Annotated in this window: 19 protein-coding genes; 6 read left to right on the top strand and 13 right to left on the bottom strand. The window is 44.8% G+C overall.

From position 1 onward, the window contains the following. Positions 1–215, bottom strand: a 215-nt coding sequence (locus AC6R16_RS03455) for an MATE family efflux transporter (RefSeq protein ID WP_500673617.1), incomplete at its 3' end; no start/stop codon positions are given. Between the two features lie 102 nt (positions 216–317). Between AC6R16_RS03455 and AC6R16_RS03450 the strand changes: the two genes are divergently transcribed. After that, positions 318–1751 (top strand): DUF2867 domain-containing protein, encoded by a 1434-nt coding sequence (locus AC6R16_RS03450; RefSeq protein ID WP_500673616.1) that lies wholly within the window; start codon positions 318–320, stop codon positions 1749–1751. A 34-nt stretch (positions 1752–1785) separates the two neighbouring features. Here AC6R16_RS03450 and AC6R16_RS03445 read toward each other — a convergent pair whose 3' ends face one another. From AC6R16_RS03445 to rsuA, 3 genes are all read right to left on the bottom strand, one after another. Continuing rightward, a complete protein-coding gene (locus AC6R16_RS03445) occupies positions 1786–2445 on the bottom strand; it encodes a DUF2913 family protein (protein WP_171321600.1) in 660 nt (219 codons plus the stop codon). Continuing rightward, entirely contained in the window at positions 2445–3650 is a 1206-nt protein-coding gene (locus AC6R16_RS03440; protein WP_500642049.1) for a Bcr/CflA family multidrug efflux MFS transporter, read from the bottom strand. Before AC6R16_RS03440 ends, AC6R16_RS03445 begins: the two co-directional genes overlap by 1 nt. Positions 3651–3842: 192 nt before the next feature. Further along, entirely contained in the window at positions 3843–4544 is a 702-nt protein-coding gene (gene rsuA / locus AC6R16_RS03435) for a 16S rRNA pseudouridine(516) synthase RsuA (RefSeq protein ID WP_171321597.1), read from the bottom strand. A gap of 73 nt (positions 4545–4617) precedes the next feature. Here rsuA and radD point away from each other — a divergent pair, with 73 nt between their 5' ends. The 5 genes from radD to AC6R16_RS03410 all read left to right on the top strand — a co-directional run bounded on the left by radD (position 4618) and on the right by AC6R16_RS03410 (position 9746). Then, positions 4618–6357 carry a DNA repair helicase RadD gene (radD, locus tag AC6R16_RS03430; RefSeq protein WP_500673615.1) on the top strand — a complete coding sequence of 580 codons (1740 nt, stop codon included), beginning with the start codon at positions 4618–4620 and terminating at the stop codon, positions 6355–6357. 70 nt (positions 6358–6427) lie between these two features. Beyond that, positions 6428–6826 (top strand): PepSY domain-containing protein, encoded by a 399-nt coding sequence (locus tag AC6R16_RS03425; RefSeq protein WP_500642047.1) that lies wholly within the window; start codon positions 6428–6430, stop codon positions 6824–6826. A 13-nt stretch (positions 6827–6839) separates the two neighbouring features. Continuing rightward, the gene (locus AC6R16_RS03420; RefSeq protein ID WP_004748768.1) at positions 6840–7499 is read left to right on the top strand and encodes a response regulator transcription factor; all 660 of its coding nucleotides are present in this window, start codon (positions 6840–6842) and stop codon (positions 7497–7499) included. Next, positions 7489–8829, top strand: a complete 1341-nt coding sequence (locus AC6R16_RS03415) for an ATP-binding protein (protein WP_500642046.1) — start codon at positions 7489–7491, stop codon at positions 8827–8829. Before AC6R16_RS03420 ends, AC6R16_RS03415 begins: the two co-directional genes overlap by 11 nt. A gap of 149 nt (positions 8830–8978) precedes the next feature. Further along, the gene (locus AC6R16_RS03410) at positions 8979–9746 is read left to right on the top strand and encodes a DUF481 domain-containing protein (protein WP_500642045.1); all 768 of its coding nucleotides are present in this window, start codon (positions 8979–8981) and stop codon (positions 9744–9746) included. 61 nt (positions 9747–9807) lie between these two features. On the opposite strand, the gene AC6R16_RS03405 is transcribed toward AC6R16_RS03410, so the two are convergent. The 9 genes from AC6R16_RS03405 to AC6R16_RS03365 form a co-directional block, all read right to left on the bottom strand. Continuing rightward, positions 9808–10260 (bottom strand): hypothetical protein, encoded by a 453-nt coding sequence (locus AC6R16_RS03405; RefSeq protein ID WP_004748771.1) that lies wholly within the window; start codon positions 10258–10260, stop codon positions 9808–9810. After that, positions 10253–10945 carry a winged helix-turn-helix domain-containing protein gene (locus tag AC6R16_RS03400; RefSeq protein ID WP_500642044.1) on the bottom strand — a complete coding sequence of 231 codons (693 nt, stop codon included), beginning with the start codon at positions 10943–10945 and terminating at the stop codon, positions 10253–10255. Before AC6R16_RS03400 ends, AC6R16_RS03405 begins: the two co-directional genes overlap by 8 nt. 5 nt (positions 10946–10950) lie before the next feature. Further along, positions 10951–14019: an efflux RND transporter permease subunit gene (locus AC6R16_RS03395; protein WP_500673614.1), complete on the bottom strand. Its 3069-nt coding sequence runs from the start codon at positions 14017–14019 to the stop codon at positions 10951–10953. Then, positions 14006–15196 carry an efflux RND transporter periplasmic adaptor subunit gene (locus AC6R16_RS03390; protein WP_500673613.1) on the bottom strand — a complete coding sequence of 397 codons (1191 nt, stop codon included), beginning with the start codon at positions 15194–15196 and terminating at the stop codon, positions 14006–14008. Before AC6R16_RS03390 ends, AC6R16_RS03395 begins: the two co-directional genes overlap by 14 nt. A 199-nt stretch (positions 15197–15395) precedes the next feature. Further along, positions 15396–15845, bottom strand: coding sequence for a hypothetical protein (locus tag AC6R16_RS03385; RefSeq protein ID WP_500673612.1), 450 nt, complete (start codon positions 15843–15845; stop codon positions 15396–15398). Further along, complete coding sequence (locus AC6R16_RS03380; protein ID WP_500673611.1) at positions 15838–16488, bottom strand: winged helix-turn-helix domain-containing protein; 651 nt, start codon at positions 16486–16488, stop codon at positions 15838–15840. The genes AC6R16_RS03385 and AC6R16_RS03380 overlap by 8 nt, the downstream gene beginning before the upstream one ends. A gap of 124 nt (positions 16489–16612) precedes the next feature. Continuing rightward, the gene (locus tag AC6R16_RS03375) at positions 16613–17254 is read right to left on the bottom strand and encodes a lysophospholipid acyltransferase family protein (RefSeq protein WP_500673610.1); all 642 of its coding nucleotides are present in this window, start codon (positions 17252–17254) and stop codon (positions 16613–16615) included. A gap of 6 nt (positions 17255–17260) precedes the next feature. Continuing rightward, complete coding sequence (locus AC6R16_RS03370) at positions 17261–18193, bottom strand: phosphatidate cytidylyltransferase (RefSeq protein ID WP_171321573.1); 933 nt, start codon at positions 18191–18193, stop codon at positions 17261–17263. Then, positions 18187–18894, bottom strand: coding sequence for a CDP-alcohol phosphatidyltransferase family protein (locus AC6R16_RS03365; RefSeq protein WP_500673609.1), 708 nt, complete (start codon positions 18892–18894; stop codon positions 18187–18189). The genes AC6R16_RS03370 and AC6R16_RS03365 overlap by 7 nt, the downstream gene beginning before the upstream one ends. Positions 18895–18904: the final 10 nt, after the last annotated feature.

Here is an 18904-nt window from a genome sequence, read left to right as displayed (position 1 = left end):
ACCCCAACCAGCATAATCGTAGTAACAAAAGTGGCACGAGCAGCAACACCAACCGCAGCGATTTCAGCTTCACCAAGCTGACCTAGCATCAATACGTCTACCAAGCTTCGGCTAGAAAACATGATACTTTGTAAAGTAATCGGCAGAGCTATCGCAATCAAGCGCCTAATGAAATCACCACGGGTATGGGTTAAGACTTGGGAAAGAGTTATCAATCGCGCACCTCAAAATGCAACAGTATGAAAAGAGAGAAAAAATGAGTCGACTATTATATGATCAGTCGGAATATGAAACCATAAAAACCACAGGGGTTAGGGATGAAAAATGTGCTGGTTTTGGGTGCCTCTGGATACGTAGGTTCACAACTCCTATCTCAGCTATGTGATCGAGGCTATCATGTTACTGCGGCCGCTAGGCAGATTGAGTACCTTAAAGCCCGTGTTGAGCCTCATCCAAACCTAACGCTACGCTATATCGACCTTGCTGACGAGGCTGCAACTAAAGAATTGATCCCGCATTTCGACCTTATCTATTTTCTGGTCCACGGCATGGCGCATGGGCACGATTTCTTAAACTACGAAATTTCATTAGCCGAGAATTTTAACAATGCCCTAACCCAGAGCACCGTGAAGCATGTGATTTACCTAAGTGCGATTCAGCCGCAAACTGGTGATTCTAGCCACCTTAAAGCACGCCGAATGACAGGAGATATTATTCGCAAATCAGGCGTACCGATCACTGAGCTTCGAGCTGGGGTGATCATCGGCCCGGGTTCTGCGGCGTTTGAGATCATGCGTGACTTTGTTTACAACATGCCGATTCTCATTACACCAAAGTGGGTTGAATCCAAAGCAAATCCCATTGCGCTAGAAAACCTCAATCACTATTTGTTATCTGTTGCCGAAGAATCGCCAACACAACATCAGCTCTATGAAGTGGGCGGACCGGATACACTCAGCTATCGACAGCAGTTCCAAGTCATCGCGAATACAATCAAAAAGCCTATCTCAATTTGGCCTACTTCCCTGTTAACTCCTAAGATGGCTTCGCAATGGCTAGGCGTTGTGACTTCCGTCCCATCAAGTATCGGGGCCGCGTTATTGTCAGGGCTAGAGCATGATTTCATCGCTGATAACCAAGCCATTGCTCGTAAATACCCCCAGCCTCTCATCACGTTCAACCAAATGGTTACAAACAGTATTGAGCAAGAAGGTAAATTTGTTCGAAGTAATGTTTGGGGCTTTGACCCTGCTGCCCTCTCTCGCTGGCAACCGGGCTATGGGTATTATCCAAAACAGACTGGCGCCGAAATAGAAACTGAACTCTCTTCCGCTCAGCTATGGAAACTCGTTAAGCAAATAGGCAGTAGAAAAGAGGGCTACTTCTTTGCTAATACTCTTTGGCGTACCCGAGAGTGGCTCGATATCTTCTTTGGTGGTGGAAAACCCATTAGACGCTCTCCTCCTGGTCCTGAGTTACAGGTTGGAGACCATATCGATTCTTGGAAAGTGATTCGATGTGAACAAAATCACTTCATCTCATTGCTGTTTGGTATGAAGGGCCCCGGTTTAGGCCGCTTAGAGTTTTTGATTGAGGATTTGGGAGAGAAAAGAAAACTAACAGTCACCGCGTGGTGGCACCCGCAAGGCTTTAGAGGTCTTTTGTACTGGTTTGCGATGATGCCAGCTCACCTTTTCATCTTTAAAGGCATGGTCAAAGCCATCGTTAAAAAAGCAAAAGAGCTTCCATAATAGAAGCTCTTGTCGATGCATTTTCTTAGGTAATTTACACCGTTAAACTGAGTGGTATCTCTGCTAATCGGTCGCCTCGGTTGGCTGGAAAGACTAAGTATTCACCGTGATATTTTACGTTGGATTTATAGTCCGTCACCTTATGAACCATAAAGCCGGCCGCAGACGCTTTCTCAACAAAATCAGCATGGTGACCACGCACAAACCAACTCATTGGTTTGATCATATCTTCACCATCAAAGCTGCTTTCACACTGCTCTGTACACATGGCAAGAGAATTTGGTCCCTCAGTAAAGATTTGCACTTTGCCACAACCAACCAGTTCTTCCGAGGTTGTAACTTCCCAGCCCTGCTCTTCCATCATGTCGATGAAATTATTGATCTCGTGATCTTTAAGAACGCGATCTTCTTGGTCTTGAGGGAAAAACTGAGCATAGAACTTGGAAATACGCTGAAACGTCTGCATTAAGCCCGCATTGTTGCCCTTTGAGCGCCCCGTCTTCTGCCAACGGATTAAATCGTCCGCCACAACACGTGGAAACTGTTGTGACTTAATGGCTTTAGTAATCCAACGAACCAAATAGAGGTTGTTTGCTGTTGGCCCATTAGTGAGTTTGCCAGCTTTATGCTCATTGGTAATCTCTTCTAGAGCCTTATTCACTAATTTTTGTATTTCTACCGTATACTCAGACATTACGCCTTTCTTCCAAATATCCAATAACAAGCCGCAGAGATGACTGAGCATGCACTCATCACTGTAATCATCGGCCATGTTACACCGCCAGGCATCATTGCCACGACAGCACCAATAACTGAACCTGTACCAAAGCGCAGAGTTCCTGCCAACGAAGACGCGGTTCCCGCCATCGTTGGGTAGCCACTTAACAACAGTCCCATTGAGTTACTACCAATTGTCGATAATGTACCAATAAACATCACAACAAAAATAACCGTTCCCCATAGGCCCGCATCTAACAGCCAAGTAACAAACAAACCAATACCCGCAATGAGTTGAACAATCAGTCCAAAACGCAACATGGTATGTGAGCCGACCTTCTTAACCAGTCGCCCGTTGATGCTTGTCATTATGATCATCGCGACAATGTTCAAACCAAACAGATAACCGAACTGCTCTGGCCGCACACCATAAATATCAATGTAGACGAAGGAACCGGCCGTTAAAAAGGCAAACATCCCAGCAAACGAAAATGCTCCTGAAAAAATCAGCCCCATCGCCACAGGGTTTTTCGCCAGTTTGATATAATTACGTAACGTATTACGAATTCGAAATGGCTGCTTGTTCTCAGCGCTTAACGTTTCTGGAATCTTCCACAGCACTAAGCAAATAACGACAACAGAGAATGCTGCCAGAATCCAGAAAATCGCACGCCAACCGAACCACACCGCAACATATCCACCAATCATAGGGGCGATAAGTGGCGCGATGGTAATGACTAATGTGACGAACGACATCGCACGGGCAAAGTCTTCGCGGTCAAACATGTCTCGAACAACGGCTTGAATAATCACCGCAGCAGCAGCGCCTGCAAAGCCTTGCGCCGTTCGGACCCAAGTTAACGCTTCAATACCGGTTGTTGTGGCACTCACTACAGCTGCAAGCCCAAAGAAGAGCACTCCCAGAATTAAAACCGGACGACGACCATAACTATCGGCTAATGGCCCATGAATCAACTGACCTAACGCAAATCCAGCGGTATAAGCAGTTAACGTAATTTGCACCGCCCCTTCAGCAACACCAAGATCTCTGGCGATCGTTGGCATTGCAGGCAGGTACATATCAATAGCTAATGGGGTTAATGCACCAATGGCACCCAAAACAAGGAATAACAGAAAACTGATTTGTGGGGCCTTGGTTTGATCTAAGGTTCTCTCAGACATAAATCTCCTACTCGGTTGCGAATCAGATGCAGCTTCCGTGCTGCAACCAAACAGAATAAATGAGCACTAAAAGTGCTATGGACTGCTGCCTTTATGCAGTTAACAGACCTGAATTGAATCGATCTATATTCAATCAATTCTGTCTAAAAGACTAGTTCCTAGATGGAAATAAAGTATTTCCTCAATAAAGAATTAATTCCAAACAGAGTCAATTTCTTCTTGAGTTAAATAGCGATATTCACCCGGTTCTAAGGTTTCGCATAGCTCGATTTCACCAATGCGCTCACGGTGAAGATGCTCAACTTTATTGCCAAGTGCAGCAAACATACGCTTCACTTGGTGGTACTTACCTTCGGTGATGGTCAGTAACACTTCTTTCTCGTCTTCATCTACCACTTCTAACTTCGCAGGCAGGGTCAAACCTTTTTCATTTCTTAATTGAATACCTTCGGCAAACTTCTCTGCATAATCCGCTTGGAGCGGATCAACCAGCCACACTCGGTAAGTTTTCTCACACTTGTGTTTAGGCGAAGTGATTCGGTGCGACCATTGGCCATCATCAGTAATCAAAACAAGACCCGTAGTATCAACATCAAGGCGACCAGCAAAGTGCAAGTCTTCCATTTTGACTTCATCTAACAACATAAATGCCGTCTGGTTGAAACCATCTTCATGCGAACAAACAAAACCATCTGGCTTAAAAAGCATAATGTAGCGAGGGCCCGGCTTTTGAATCTCTCGGCCTTGCCATTCTACCGTGCACTCTTCAGTCACTTTAGTCGCGCCACTTTTCTGCACCACGTCATTGACGGTAACATCACCACTTTTAATGATTTTTGTTGCTTCTTTACGTGTTGCCCCAAGTGCATCACATAGATATTTATCTAAACGCATGAATACCTCATCTTTGCTAGGTGGGGTATTATAGTGCGACTAGACTAAATAGTTGAGCTATTTCACACATTTTATGTATACACTCCGTCCTTATCAGGCTGACTCCGTCAAAGCGGTCATTCATTATTTTCGAAAACACTCGTCACCCGCTGTGTTGGTACTCCCAACAGGCGCAGGTAAAAGCTTAGTTATCGCTGAGCTGGCTCGCTTGGCCAAAGGGCGTGTATTGGTGCTTGCTCATGTAAAGGAACTCGTCGAGCAAAACCATCAAAAATACGAAGGATACGGACTGAAAGGCTCGATATTTTCAGCGGGGTTAGGTCGTAAAGAAACCGACCAGCAAGTCGTTTTTGCTTCAGTGCAATCTGTCGTGCGCAACCTCGATCAGTTTAAAAACCAATTTTCACTTTTGGTCATCGACGAATGTCATCGAGTGCCCGACGACAAGAACACCAGCTACCAAAAAGTCATCAACCATTTGCGCGAGCAAAATGCAGGCATAAAAGTGCTTGGGCTCACTGCCACACCTTACCGTTTAGGCATGGGCTGGATTTACCAATACCACACACGCGGACTAGTTCGCAGTGAGGAACCACGCTTCTTCCGCGACTGCATATTTGAGCTGCCTATTCGCTACTTACTGGATGAAAAATTTCTTACTCCAGCACGCATGATGGATGCGCCCGTACTGAGCTATGACTTTTCTCAGCTCAAGTCCGCGAATACGGGTCGCTACAAAGAGTCGGAAATGGATATGGTGATTGATAAGGCGAAACGTGCAACACCACAAATCGTCGAGCAAATCATTCTTATGTCTACCGGTAAGCAAGGTATTATGATTTTTGCTGCGACTGTTCGCCATGCTCAAGAAATTTTCGGCCTGCTACCAGAAGGACAAACCGCCATCGTGATCGGCGATACGCCAACACCTGAACGTGATGCCATCATTCAAGACTTTAAAGAGCGCAAAATTAAATACCTTGTCAACGTATCAGTACTGACAACGGGCTTTGACGCGCCGCACGTTGATTTAATTGCCATATTACGACCAACCGAGTCGATTAGCCTTTATCAGCAAATTGTTGGACGCGGATTGCGTCTATCTCCGGGTAAAGAGGAATGTTTAGTTCTAGATTATGCAGGCAATAGCTACGATCTCTATCAGCCTGAAGTGGGTGATGCCAAACCCGATTCAGACAGCGAGATCATCACCATTCCCTGCCCTGCTTGCGGCTTCAACAACAACTTTTGGGGAAAGCTAGACAGTAACGGTTTTCTACTTGAACATTTTGGTCGCAAGTGCCAAGGGTTCTTTGAAGATGAAGAGACTGGCGAACGTGAACACTGCGATTACCGATTCAGAGCTAAGTATTGTGGAGAGTGTGGAGCCGACAACGATATCGCTGCGAGAATCTGCCATGAATGCGATGCCACTTTGGTTGACCCAGACAAGAAGCTTAAGGAGGCGTTAAACCTTAAAGACGCTCTTGTTTTTGAGTGCTTAGAAATGGCTTTAAGCGTTCACAAAGATGACAAAGGGAAAAGCAGCTTAAAAGTCTCTTACATTGGAGATAATCAGGCTCAAGTGAGTGAATTCTGGTCATTGACGACGAAGAATCAGAAACAACGCTTCAAGGATCAGTTTGTTCGCCCTCACCTAGCAGACAAACATAGGCCTTTTGAAGACGCTTCACCGACTAAAGTGGTGAATAATCAACACCGATTCCGTCCACCTCAATTTGTTATTGCAAGGAAGTCAGGACGATTCTGGAAAATGCGAGATAAGATTTTTGCTGACGAGTTAACCAACTAAGAGCTAATTCATTTGGTGTTCATCTATCAACACGTATACTGACTCACAGTAATTTCAAGAAGGTAAGATTATGTTGAAGCGTCCGTTAGTAAGTCTGACAGCCATATTGGCGTGCGTCTTTGTTTCATTTCCAACATTGGCTAAGAAGCATCATGATGAAGATGGACATGCGCTAGTTCAAGACGTGCATAAGCCTGGTACGCGAATCGAGTTCGAAGAAGACCAAGATGAGGTCTACGACGCTGTACAAAAAGGCTATGTTCGCCCATTTTCTGAAATGTTTGCGGCGGTAGAGCGTGACTTAAACGGTCGGATCATTCATGTCGAGCTTGAAGAAGATGATGATATTTGGGTCTATGAACTTAAATTGAACCACAATAACAATATCATCAAAGTTGAATACAACGCCGAAACCCTTGAAATGCTGCAAATTAAAGGCAGAAACATAAAAGAAGCACTAAAAAAATAGAAGATTGAAGCTTATGAAAATTCTTGTAGTGGAAGATGAACCGCGTCTAGGTGAACAAATTGTCGACATTTTGGAACAAACCGGTTGGGTTCCTGAACTGTCTCAAGACGGTATTGATGCGCTATACCGAGCGACTTCAGAAGAGTGGGATGCGATCGTGCTCGATCTAGGTCTGCCAAAACTCGACGGCCTAACGGTACTCAAAGGCATTCGAGACGAGAACATTAACACGCCAGTAGTGATTCTTAGCGCTCGTGACACCTTAACTCAACGCGTAGAAGGCTTAAACGCAGGCGCAGACGATTACCTAACCAAACCATTTGAAATGGTCGAGTTAATTGCCCGCATCCGAGCTCAACTTCGCCGCGCTTCTGGTAATGCCTCTCCTGTTATGCAAGTCGGTAATTTAAGTCTTGATACCCGCACTTCGAAAGTGATGTGGCAAGGCCAAGCGATTAGCCTGACAGCGTTGGAGTACAAAGTTGTCGCTTACTTTATGCATAACCCCGAGAAGGTCATTTCACGCACAGAATTGGTCGAGCATATTTACAAACAGGATTTTGACCGTGATTCAAACACTATCGAAGTGTTTATCGGTCGAATTCGCAAAAAGATCGCACCGAAAGTCATCAAAACAGTGAGAGGCTTGGGGTACCAGCTTAATGCCGAATAACAAACGCTCACTACTTAAAAGACTGAGTTTAAAAAGCCGCTTAGTTCTAGCGGCTGTAGTTTGGCTAACGGCTATGGTAATAGCGGTTGGCGTGAGTGTGCCTAACCAAGTCTTCAACTATATGGCTGACGACGCAAAGTCTCAGTTATCCATTTATATGGATGAGATTTCCGCAGCGATAGAAGCCGATGAATCTGGCAACATCACTCTGGCATCTAGCCTTTCCGATCCCCGCTTTAATCGCCCGTATAGCGGGTTATATTGGTCTGCGAAAACCGAGACAGATTTGCTTCGCTCACGCTCTTTGTGGGATCAACGCATCGAGAGCAAAAAGAACGGTAAAGAATTCGTTGGCGCTCGCGATGAAAAGCTCATCTACATAAAGACTAAGCTCTATTACCCAGATTATGATGGGCCGATTGAAGTTCTGATTGGTATTGATGAACAACCCATTGAAGATACTGTTCGCGATTTAATGAGTCAGCTGTGGATTATTCTCGCTCTACTCTACTTCGGTGTTTTGGCAGTAATCATGTTGCAAGTCCAATGGTCGCTAAGTCCACTCAACAAGATGCAAAAAGAGTTGAACCAGCTTCGCTCCGGAGATAAAACAAGCCTAGATGAAGAGTATCCGAAAGAGGTGGCTCCGGTCGTTTCCGATCTCAATGCTCTGGTTTTCCATTACCAAGAATTGCTTGAACGCGCTCGCCATCATGCAGGCAACCTTTCTCACGCGCTAAAAACCCCTTTGTCGGTGTTAAGAAATGAAATTGGTTCGCTCGATAAGGAGACACGAGACTATCTCTTGCCTCCGGTTCATCAAATCCAAAGCCAAATTGATTACCACTTAGGCCGTGCGCGAATGGCTGGCTCTAAAAATATTCTCTCTGTTCGCGCTAATCCTTCTGAGCGCGTAGATGCGATTTCGATGGCGTTTGACAAAGTATACGCCGAGCGAGGTGTTGCTTTGATTAATGAACTCGACTCAGACATCGAAGTTGCCGTCGATGCAACTGATCTAGACGAGATGGTGGGTAACTTGCTAGAGAATGCCTACAAGTGGTCTTGCAATATTATTCGTGTCCACTCTCAAGAAAATGAACCGGGCACCATTGAGATCATTATCGAGGATGACGGTCCCGGCATTGACGATGAAGATATTCAGCAAGCACTTAAGCGTGGTGTAAGATTAGACGAAACTACGCCAGGAACTGGCCTTGGACTGAATATCGTTAACGAAATGGCACACAGTTATCGCGGTAAGCTTGCGCTATCAAGAAGCTCGATGGGTGGATTAAAAGCCGTCCTTGCGTTTAATACATCGAACTAAGTCAATCTTGAGTCAGACCACAATGAAAGCGACGCAATCTGCGTCGCTTTTTAGTTGTTGAGAATGATTTAGAGTGATTCAGTACTGACTAAGGTTATCGAATTCGATAATAGACTGACGAATAAAAACTATGTCAGCTCTGTTAACAAATGAAAAACGTCCCTTTTACCTTATCGGCCTTATCATCGATTTTAAGCCTGCTGCTGTTACCCTCTCTTTCTTTTGCACAAGACGAGGAAAGCTCTGACGTTGAAGAGTCGCCTTTCACCGCTCAAACCAAACTTGGCTTTATCTATACAGAAAACACCAGCTCTTCTCTTTCTGTAAATTCAGCTTTGTACCTCAATTATCAACAAGAGTCTTGGCTACATAAGGCGTCATTTGAAAGCTACTATACTGACGCCGACAATGCCGATGATGGGGCAAATCGCTATACGGTCAATGCGGGTTCAACCTATGACTTTGCAGAGAAAACCTTCGTCCGTGGTGCTGGCCGATTTGAAAATGACTTGTATGGTACTTACCGTAAGCAGTGGATATTAATGAGCGGTATTGGTGTCTATTTGGTTAACAATGACATCGTAAAAACCTCAATATCTCTTGGTCCAGGTTATCGAATCACGCAAAGACAGCCGTTCGATTCTGAATACCCAGACCAAATGAATTATGAAGTCATTGCTTCTTCTACCCTCGATAGCTCTATTGTTTTCTCGGAGAGGCTTTCAATGGGCGCAACCTTTGACGTGGCACACGGTGAAGAGAACACCCATTACAACACTAAGGCATACATCAAGAATACCCTAATGGCGAACCTGTCTTTAGTTTTCGACGTTGAGTACATCTACAACACAACCGTTGCTGAAGACCAATCACCGGATGAAATCTACAGTACGATGAGCTTAAGCTATGATTTTTAACGCTTACTTAAGCCCTATACAAAAACAGCGCCACTAGGGCGCTGCTCTCTCTTAACTATGTTTATGACTCCAAATGTAAAGCCACTTTCTTGCCGACTAATATTGAGCCTTTATCACCAATATCGATAAGGTTCATTAGGCCATCAAACGAACCCGGTCTAACAAACAGTTGCTCAATCACCCCTCCTTTCGCTCCCTCTAGGTCAAGTGGGGTGTGCGTATCATGCATGAACAATATTCCGTCTGAGTCCATGCTGTACTGCCCTTTGCCTGAAAAACCAACTTGGCTTTGCGGTAACATTGCAAACACGCCATAAGTGTTGTTTTCATTTAATGTCAGTTCAAGTCTCATTGGCAAAGACGTAGAGAAGACAGTTGATGGCTCTTCAATATGAATGTGTGCCACCGTGCTACTGGTAAAATGCCTGTTTGGCTGATCACCAGTATTAAAGGCAATACCGACTCCAACGCCTAACCCCAATATCGCTGCGCCAAGGATAATTTCTTTATTCACAATTCACTACCCCACTTTGATTGCTGAAACTGACAGAACGACCCTGCTCATCAAGCATTAAGCTAAGCTCATCAAACTGATACACCGTTGGATTCTGGTAATAGATTCTTTCGCCATTGTTTGTTGGCTCATACCAGCACTGGTTGTAAGTTTTAGCAACATACTGGCTAGAGATCAGTAGCTCTTTAGCTAGCATCGTCCCAAAGAAGCCAATCACAATCGCAGCAGCAAACACCGAAGCGGCTTTATAGCTGATTGACGAACCTACTTTTGGTGGGGAAAGCTTGCGCTGCTTATCAGTCTGCGGTGTTTTCTTCTGTTCGGTTGCCAATGGTTCATTCTGAGAAACTTTAACTTCAGAGAGGCATGTTATCTTTTTAACCGTACCGATAAATTCATAGCCCACGCCACGCTCTGTGCGGATGATTTCACCAGAGCGATCTTCTAAGCCGCGACGACAACTGGATATGGAGTGCAGCAAACTGCTGCTCTCCACGACAATACCGCGTTTATGCCAAACCTCTTCCATAAGTTCATGCTTGCTCAATACCTTTCCTTTATGAGTAAACATGTAGGTCAACAATGAAATCTCATTGATACCAATTGGGTGACGGATCTGGCTCTTAAGGCTTTGAATATAGCCGCCAGTGTCGTCAAGTATGTGAGTTCCGTTGATTAGCAGCATCGTCTTTACCCCTCTGTAGCTAGCTCAAAGCGTTTCGATTTTTCAGCCACTTTAGCGAACGCAACATACGCCATAGGCACAATGAATAACGAGAAGAAAGTCCCCACCGTTAAGCCACCAACCAAAACTAAGCCAATGTTGGTACGTCCTAATGAACCAGGGCCATCCGCCAATGCAAGTGGCAATGAACCAATAATCATCGTTAGTGAAGTCATTAGAATTGGGCGTAAGCGAGATTTCGCACTCATAAGAGCCGATGTCATCGCACTGTAGCCCTCTTTACGCTTAATGTTGGCAAACTCGACAATCAAAATACCGTGCTTAGTGACTAGACCTACCAAGGTCAACAAGCCAATCTTTGAATACAGGTTTAAGCTATGGCCAAACACACTTAATGTCAGTACTGCACCAACCAAACATAGAGGCACGGTAATTAAGATGATTAGCGGATCGACAAAGCTTTCAAACTGAGCCGCCAGAATCAAGAAGATGAACACCAGTGCCAAGCCAAATAGGACCTGCATTCCTGCTTCAGATTCATTGAGTTCTTTGACCACACCGTTATATTCGTAGTTTTGGCCCACTTTCAACAGTTTTGGCAACTCAGCATCGACGTACTCCTGAATATCACTTGCACTGAATCCTGGCATCAGATCAGCGGTGATTTCTGCTGCATCCTTACCACCATAAGTCTTAATGTTTGACTCCGCAGTGACAGGCTCAATCGAAACAAACTGTGACAATGGTAGTCTTTGACCCGAGTCAGAGCTTACGTACAGCTTATCTAGAACTTTGAAATCACCTAATGCCTGACGGTTTACCTGCACCTGAATTGGGTATGTAAAACCATCTTCTGCCTGTAAATCTGCTGCTTTTACAGAACCAAGGAAGGTAGAAATAGCGCTAGTGACATTGCCGTAGTCTACTCCTGACAGCACAATTGCATTACGATCAATGGAGAGGTCAAAACGTAGCTGATCTCGGTGTGTCGAGTTGTCTACATTCGAAAGACCTTCATAGTTTTCTAGCAGCTCTACTACTTTTTCTGCGGTATCAGATAACGCATCTAAATCACGGTTAACTGTGGTCAATTCAAGAACGAGATTGCTTGCTACATCTAGGTTATCCGCAGAGCGCACAGAGAAAGAAGTTGAATAGGCTGAAACCGTTTCACCCGCTTTAGCCATCATCTCTTGAATAATCTCATCAGCACTTTGGTCACGCTCTTCCCAAGATTTAAGTAGAACATGGTTGGTTGGCGCTGACTCGATATAAGCTAGGTTTGCTTCAATCGCATCACTGTCTTTGAACACATTGTTTATCTGTTCGGCATTTTCCAGATCATAGAGACGACCTGCGCCCGCCGGACCATGAGACGTGACCTCAATAAAGCCTGTATCTTCTGTCGGTAAAAGGACTTTTGGCATAAACCATACAGCAACACACGACAAAACAATTAGAGCAGCAGTTCCACCTAGCACCATACCCGGACGTTTGAACCAAGCATTAAGATACAGCATGTACTTTTCAGTCATCGCATCTAACTTAGTTTCAACCCACTGGAACCACTTTGGTGACGTTGTCACTGACTTAAGCATGTACGCGCTCATCATCGGAGATAGAGTCAGCGCAACAAAGCCTGAGATAATCACAGATGCAGCAAGCGTATAAGCAAACTGCCTGAACAGATCTGCGGTTAAGCCAGACATTAAACCAATTGGAAGATAAACCACCGCAAGTGTTAACGTCATTGCGATAACTGGGAATACGATCTCTTTACAGCTCTTCAGCGCTGCTTGAAACGGGGAAGATCCCTCTTCAATGTGACGGTAACAGTTTTCTACAACAACAATCGCATCGTCGACAACCAACCCGATCGCAAGGATGATGGCGAGAATGGTTAGTACATTAATGCTGAAACCAAGCATTGCCATAACCGCAAACACGCCGATCACACATACTGGAATGGTAATCAGGGGAATCGCGGCCACACGCAGCGAGCCAAGGAACAGCACGACAATTGCGGAAACCAATACAATGGCCTCAACTAAAGTCATAAAACCTTGATCAATCGCTTCTTCGATAAAGTCGGCCTGATTGTAGACCATCTTCATCTCGATACCTTCCGGTATCTGCATCGTTTCCATCGCTGCTTTGACACGGTTCGCCACTGTCACTGGATTTTCAGTCTTAAGCGGTAATACTTGCAGAGACATCGCCATATCGCCATCGACGTTAAGCATACTTGGCTCTAGGCTTTCTTCACCCATTTGGATATCCGCAATGTCGCTCACACGAATGATCTTTCCGTTATCGACACGCAGTACAAGGTCGCGAACATCTTCAATGGTAGTGACTTGATTGACTGGGTTAATGGAGAAGTCACGCACCTCGCCTTTAATCGTACCAGCAGTAAAAGTTGCGTTATAGGTGCTTAGCGTTCCAACCACATCGGATGCACTGACATTCAGTGCCGCCATGCGCTCAGGCTGCAACCACACTCGAATTGCACGACTTGAGCCTCCATAAGGCCCCCATACTCCACCCACACCTAGAACATTCTTGAACTGTGGCGAGATTTGCTGATTGATGAAGTCAAACATCTCTTGTTTGTCCATCGAGCCATTGTTGACAAACGTAATGATGTTACTTGGCATTGAAGTGTCAGATGAGTCATCGGTAACCGTTGGTTTGTCTGTCATAGCAGGCGGAAAATCAGAGATTCCATCTACCTTGCTACGCAGGTTGTTCATCAAACTCGCGTATTCAACGTCACTAATGCCGTCTTCGAACTGAATCTTTAACGAACAGCTCCCCTCTTGGCAGTCGGTTGTCATCGTTTTGATTTTGTCTAACCCAGTAACGGCAGTAATGAGCTCTTCCGCTACGTTTTGCGACATGAACTCAGCGCTCGCTCCTGTGATTGAAGCGTTCACCGTTGCAGAGGCCGTTTGACGCTCAGGAAAGTACTGAATAGCCAGTTTCTGGTAAGAGACGATACCAAGTAACACAATCGCGATACTTAGCACCGAAGCCAGTACCGGATGCTTGATACATATTTCAGGCAGCTTCATTCGTTACCTCCGTCGACTTGTCCGCTTTAGGCTCGGCGATTTTGCTTGCTTCTTTGTTAGGCGTTTCAGTAACTGGCTTTGCCTGCTGTTCTTTCTTCTCAGGCTGAGCCGGTAAGGTTCTCGCTGGCAAGGTCACGGGAGACTTGGTTTGCTGAATAGCCACTTGTACATCTTGATGTAAGTTCTGACGACCAGTGACAACAACACGCTCTCCAGCATTTAATCCAGACACGATCACAACGTAGCCGTCATTGGTGTTTTGCCCTAGCTCAACTGAACGCTTGGCTGCTTTGTTGTTTTCGATTACCCAAACAAATCGCTGATCACCTGACGTATCCACTGCAGTTTGGGAGACCACGACATCATCTGACGCATCTCCGACACTTTGCGATACCTTAGCGAACATTCCCGGTACCAGTTTATTATCACTGTTATCTAAGTGAGCATGGACCTCGACTCGACCTGAGTTCTCGTCAACTAAAGGCGCAATATAATCGACCGTACCGGTAAACTCTGTTTCACCATAAGCATCCACTTTTACCGACACTTGCTGACCAAGTTGCGCTTTGCCGACTTCTGCCTGAGAAATTGAGTAATGCACTTCAACCGGATCGAGCTTGATAAGGCTAACCAAAGCTGTCGCAGCTTCAACGCGGCTGCCTACTGAATGGGTAAAGTTAGTGAGTTGCCCGTCAAATGGTGCAACAAGTTGGTAATTTTGTAGGTCAGTTTTCTTTTGACTGAAATCCGCTTTTGCCAAACTTGCTTGCTGCTTTAGCTCTTCAACATCTTGAGCTGACATGGAGTCTGGTTGTTTCTTTAACAAAGCTAATACACGAGCAAGTTTTGATTCAGCGAGCGCCAACGAGCTTTCTGCTTTGTCTAATTCAGCTTTCGCTTGCGAGTCATCAAGTTGAGCAATGAGCTCCCCTTTCTTAACAACATCGCCGTCATTGAAATTGAGTTGCTTTAATTTTTCACCAGCACTAAATGTTAATGCTGCGGAGTCTGTCGCTTTCAGCTTACCGACTTCTTCAATAGTTGAAGCGGTCATTTGCTGTTTCGCGATCTCAACGGTAACAGGAACACTTTCCATAGTCTCTGCAAAAGCAGTTGAACCGATAATAGTGGTTCCAATACAGAAAATAGACAGGGATAAAGTCTTAGTATTTTTCATAGTGCGACTCTGATTGATGGAAGTTGTCGCTTGTTATACCTAAGATTTTTCTGACAAAGTTATCGTTTTGTCAGCCAGAGAATGATTAATCCTTAACGAACCTTAAGAAAAATCAAACCTTTGATTTTAAAAGATTTATATGCAAAAACGCCGTAGTAACTTGCAAAGTACTACGGCGATTTAAATCTGATTAATGACGTTATTCAGCGCGCTTTGAAAACAAATATGAGTACCTAGGAGCGACCAAAATCATCTGTTCCTGGGAGTAGGGAATCATTTTAAGCTCTTCTAACGAATGCATCCCACGCTGTGAAAACATCGTTTCCAACAGAGAGACTTTTTGCGAAGAAGGCAGGACTTGTTCAGATGTAGTTGGCATTAGTGAAAGCCCATAGCGGGTAAAGTGGTATTCTCCCGCCGAGTTAAAGCCGACATCTCCCTCCGTCAAAAAGAACATCTCGTACTGACCAGAACGTTTGAGATTGATTGCCGACTTCATCTTAATGATGTGGGTATTGTCATCCGATTTAACCAGTAGACTGGTATCACTTTGCAACGCTTGAGCGATAGTGGGCGAGTTTACTACGCCAGCCAACACGCCAATAATAAACCCCGAAGCAATACTACCCGCTAGAATTTTCTTATTCACAATCCACCTCCACTTCAGAAGGAATAAAGCTGATTGAATTCCCCTCTTGATCGACCAAGATAGTTTGGTTCTCAGAAGTAAAAGCGCGAACGTTGTTCATCACTAGTGACTTGTCACTACCAGGCTGAGGGATAATGCAGCCAACATACCGGCTCTCTTGATAATCAGCCTCTACCCATGGCGTGCTCAACCAACTATAAGCCGTAAAACCGACTGCCGCACTAAGTGTAAAGGCAATGAGGTAAGCGGTATTATTGCGCTTAAGCTGCTTTGGTTCGCTGGGGCTAGACGCTCGGGTAATAATCGGAGAATCGATTTCTTTCGGTTGGTAGCTTTCTACATGGCCATTAAACTGATAGCCGACACCACGAACTGTGGTAATGATTTCACCACCGCGGTCTTCTAATGCTTTACGACAAGTCGATACTGCATGGAGCAAGCTGCTTTCTTCTACCACCACGCCTTTCTTGTACCATACTTCATCGAGAAGCTGAGCCTTTGAGAGTGGCTTATGGGGATGCTCAATCATAAACTGCAACAGAGCAACTTCGTTGCTGCCAAGCGCCACTTTGATACCACTGTCTCGCTCTTCTAACGTCCCCGTTAAAGCGTTAAGAATGTATTTATTGTTTATCAACAACATAGGTAATAATCTGAATTCTTTATATTATTACCTTAACCATATCTTAAAATTCATAAAATGGAAGAGCCCAGCGTAATGCTGGGCTTAACTAATTTATATCCGAACATACTTTCTAAACGTACTGCTATTCAACTTGAACGATACACTGCTCACTCAGCATTTGATATTGCTCCTGCATAATCTCGATAAACTCGTCAGCGTCGGAAAAATCACTAACGCTATCACCTAGAACAACATCGCAATTAAACGGAACAAACATCGCAGTCCCCTTTGGTAACGACGCCCCTAATCCACGCATAACAACAGGGACCACTGCGCACTGAGGATGATCTTTCACTAGATGATATATTCCCTTTTTCAGACCACTCATAACTTCAGGCTCACCACGGCTACCTTCCGGAAATATAATCAATATATCTCCTTGTTCTAGAGCCTTATGGCATTCATCAAAGATCGCTTCTTTTTGCTCTTTAGACGGCGATCTGCGTATTGGAATAATGCCAATCACATTGAGCGATAACCAAGCAACGATTGGATTAGATAAAAAATAATCCGCTGCCGCTACTGGGCGAACCTTATGAATAATGCTAATTGGAAATAGCGCCAGTAATACCAATGTATCTAAATGACTATTATGATTAGCAGCAACGACCACTGGCCCATTCATAGGCAAGTTTTGTCTGTTGATAATGTTTAATCCTAAGCCGATAAATACAAGTGGCTTTACGAACAATAATATAAACAGCACTCTGAGTATTCTCGCCATAAGTCCTCAATAGTACAAATAGTAGATATAGTGGAAAAACAGCGGCGCGGTAAACATCAAGCTATCGATGCGATCGAGAATTCCACCGTGACCAGGGATAAACTGACTCGTGTCTTTAATCTTTAAGTCCCGCTTCACTGATGAGATAACCAAGTCACCAATAAAGCCACTAAAGGCGATGATTATACCGGCCACTAGACCTTCCGCTCCTGTTAAAGGCGTTAGGTATGGCGCAACGAAATAGGAGGCAGCAATAACCGTTAAAGCTCCCCCGACAAAGCCTTCCCAAGTCTTATTCGGGCTCACTTTTGGAACGATCTTATGTTTGCCAAACGACTTACCCCAAACATATTGGCAGACGTCATTAAACTGAGTAAATATCAGCAAAAAGAGCAGCATCCCCATTGAACCTGCATCAGGGTTCAAACTTGGTAGCACCAAGAGATAAGCCATGTGGCTGATACAAAACACCGTTAACATCAAGGCCCAGTGAATGACACCTGCAGAACGAATAAAGCCTTTGGTATCTCCAATCAACACAGCAACCATAGGTAGATACAGGAACATGTATACAGGGATAAAGATAATGTACATGCCATACCAACCAATCGATAGCCAATAATATTGGAACGGAATCGACAGGTAAGCCCAAAAGATAACTCGCCGGTCAGTCATACGAGTGGGAACAATAGAGAGGAACTCTTTAAGCGCCATAAAACTCAAAAAGCCGACAAAAAAGAGCGTGTATTGCAAAGGCAGATAGAGAACAACGAAGACGATTCCTATCATCCACCACCACGAACGAATTCGAAGCTTTAACTCTAAGTAATCGCGATCTCTGTGCTGCCTCGATAACCAGAGATAGACAAACGTTCCTAGCACCAATACCGAAACGATAACGACCATGATATAGAACGAATGCAAAGGGATACCTAACATTGCGGTTCCCTCTCTTTTGGCTGCTCTTCTTCAATTGCATTTTGCGTTTTGTATTCAGAAATAAAAGCGAGACGTCGCCAAGTGGTATAAATACTACCTAACAGCATAATCAGCAGTGCTACGTCCATGCTGTAAATGAAGATATTCGGTAGCCAACCGGATACATGCTGTAGGAGCAGTAGTAAGTAAGTCACCGTTAAGAGTGCCATACGATGCTGCTTGGCCATAGGGCCACGAAAATCGGCTGGAGTCCCCATGCTTACACCTAGGACTCGGACATAAGCAGTCAACACCGCCACTATCGCGCTAGTCCAAGCCAACGGCATACCAAGTACCGACTCTGTTGCAAAACCTGCTGCGACAATAAACAGGGGGTCAGCAATACGGTCTGGTACATCATTATAGAGCTCACCTGCTGGGGTTTTCTTTCCGCCCTCAATCGCAACCATGCCATCGAACAGATTACACAATAAACGCATCTGTATAGCAACGGCCGCCAATAACAGCAGATAGCTATCTGACAAAAAGTAGTAGGTAAGCATCACGCTGTAGCCCACTACGGCAAAACCGATGCTCATTAATGATATCTGATTAGGGGTGACGTCTTTTTTACTTAACCAAATAGCGACTTTACGAGTGATGGCGACATCACGAACTGCAAGCGGCCTTCGGTTATTTTCGTCAATTGGGTCCTTGTCCATTAAACCTCAC

Source organism: Vibrio sp. R10-SG3-ISO10 (assembly GCF_059834185.1).
Note: the sequence above shows the minus strand (reverse complement) of the source record. Positions and strands in the feature narration are given on the sequence as shown.

Excerpts from the sequence above, each read along its gene's own strand:
- AC6R16_RS03450 (WP_500673616.1), top strand. The coding sequence starts at position 318 with ATGAAAAATGTGCTGGTTTTGGGTGCCTCTGGATACGTAGGTTCACAA.
- AC6R16_RS03445 (WP_171321600.1), bottom strand. The coding sequence starts at position 2,445 with ATGTCTGAGTATACGGTAGAAATACAAAAATTAGTGAATAAGGCTCTA.
- AC6R16_RS03440 (WP_500642049.1), bottom strand. The coding sequence starts at position 3,650 with ATGTCTGAGAGAACCTTAGATCAAACCAAGGCCCCACAAATCAGTTTT.
- rsuA (WP_171321597.1), bottom strand. The coding sequence starts at position 4,544 with ATGCGTTTAGATAAATATCTATGTGATGCACTTGGGGCAACACGTAAA.
- radD (WP_500673615.1), top strand. The coding sequence starts at position 4,618 with ATGTATACACTCCGTCCTTATCAGGCTGACTCCGTCAAAGCGGTCATT.
- AC6R16_RS03425 (WP_500642047.1), top strand. The coding sequence starts at position 6,428 with ATGTTGAAGCGTCCGTTAGTAAGTCTGACAGCCATATTGGCGTGCGTC.
- AC6R16_RS03420 (WP_004748768.1), top strand. The coding sequence starts at position 6,840 with ATGAAAATTCTTGTAGTGGAAGATGAACCGCGTCTAGGTGAACAAATT.
- AC6R16_RS03415 (WP_500642046.1), top strand. The coding sequence starts at position 7,489 with ATGCCGAATAACAAACGCTCACTACTTAAAAGACTGAGTTTAAAAAGC.
- AC6R16_RS03410 (WP_500642045.1), top strand. The coding sequence starts at position 8,979 with ATGAAAAACGTCCCTTTTACCTTATCGGCCTTATCATCGATTTTAAGC.
- AC6R16_RS03400 (WP_500642044.1), bottom strand. The coding sequence starts at position 10,945 with ATGCTGCTAATCAACGGAACTCACATACTTGACGACACTGGCGGCTAT.
- AC6R16_RS03395 (WP_500673614.1), bottom strand. The coding sequence starts at position 14,019 with ATGAAGCTGCCTGAAATATGTATCAAGCATCCGGTACTGGCTTCGGTG.
- AC6R16_RS03390 (WP_500673613.1), bottom strand. The coding sequence starts at position 15,196 with ATGAAAAATACTAAGACTTTATCCCTGTCTATTTTCTGTATTGGAACC.
- AC6R16_RS03380 (WP_500673611.1), bottom strand. The coding sequence starts at position 16,488 with ATGTTGTTGATAAACAATAAATACATTCTTAACGCTTTAACGGGGACG.
- AC6R16_RS03375 (WP_500673610.1), bottom strand. The coding sequence starts at position 17,254 with ATGGCGAGAATACTCAGAGTGCTGTTTATATTATTGTTCGTAAAGCCA.
- AC6R16_RS03370 (WP_171321573.1), bottom strand. The coding sequence starts at position 18,193 with ATGTTAGGTATCCCTTTGCATTCGTTCTATATCATGGTCGTTATCGTT.
- AC6R16_RS03365 (WP_500673609.1), bottom strand. The coding sequence starts at position 18,894 with ATGGACAAGGACCCAATTGACGAAAATAACCGAAGGCCGCTTGCAGTT.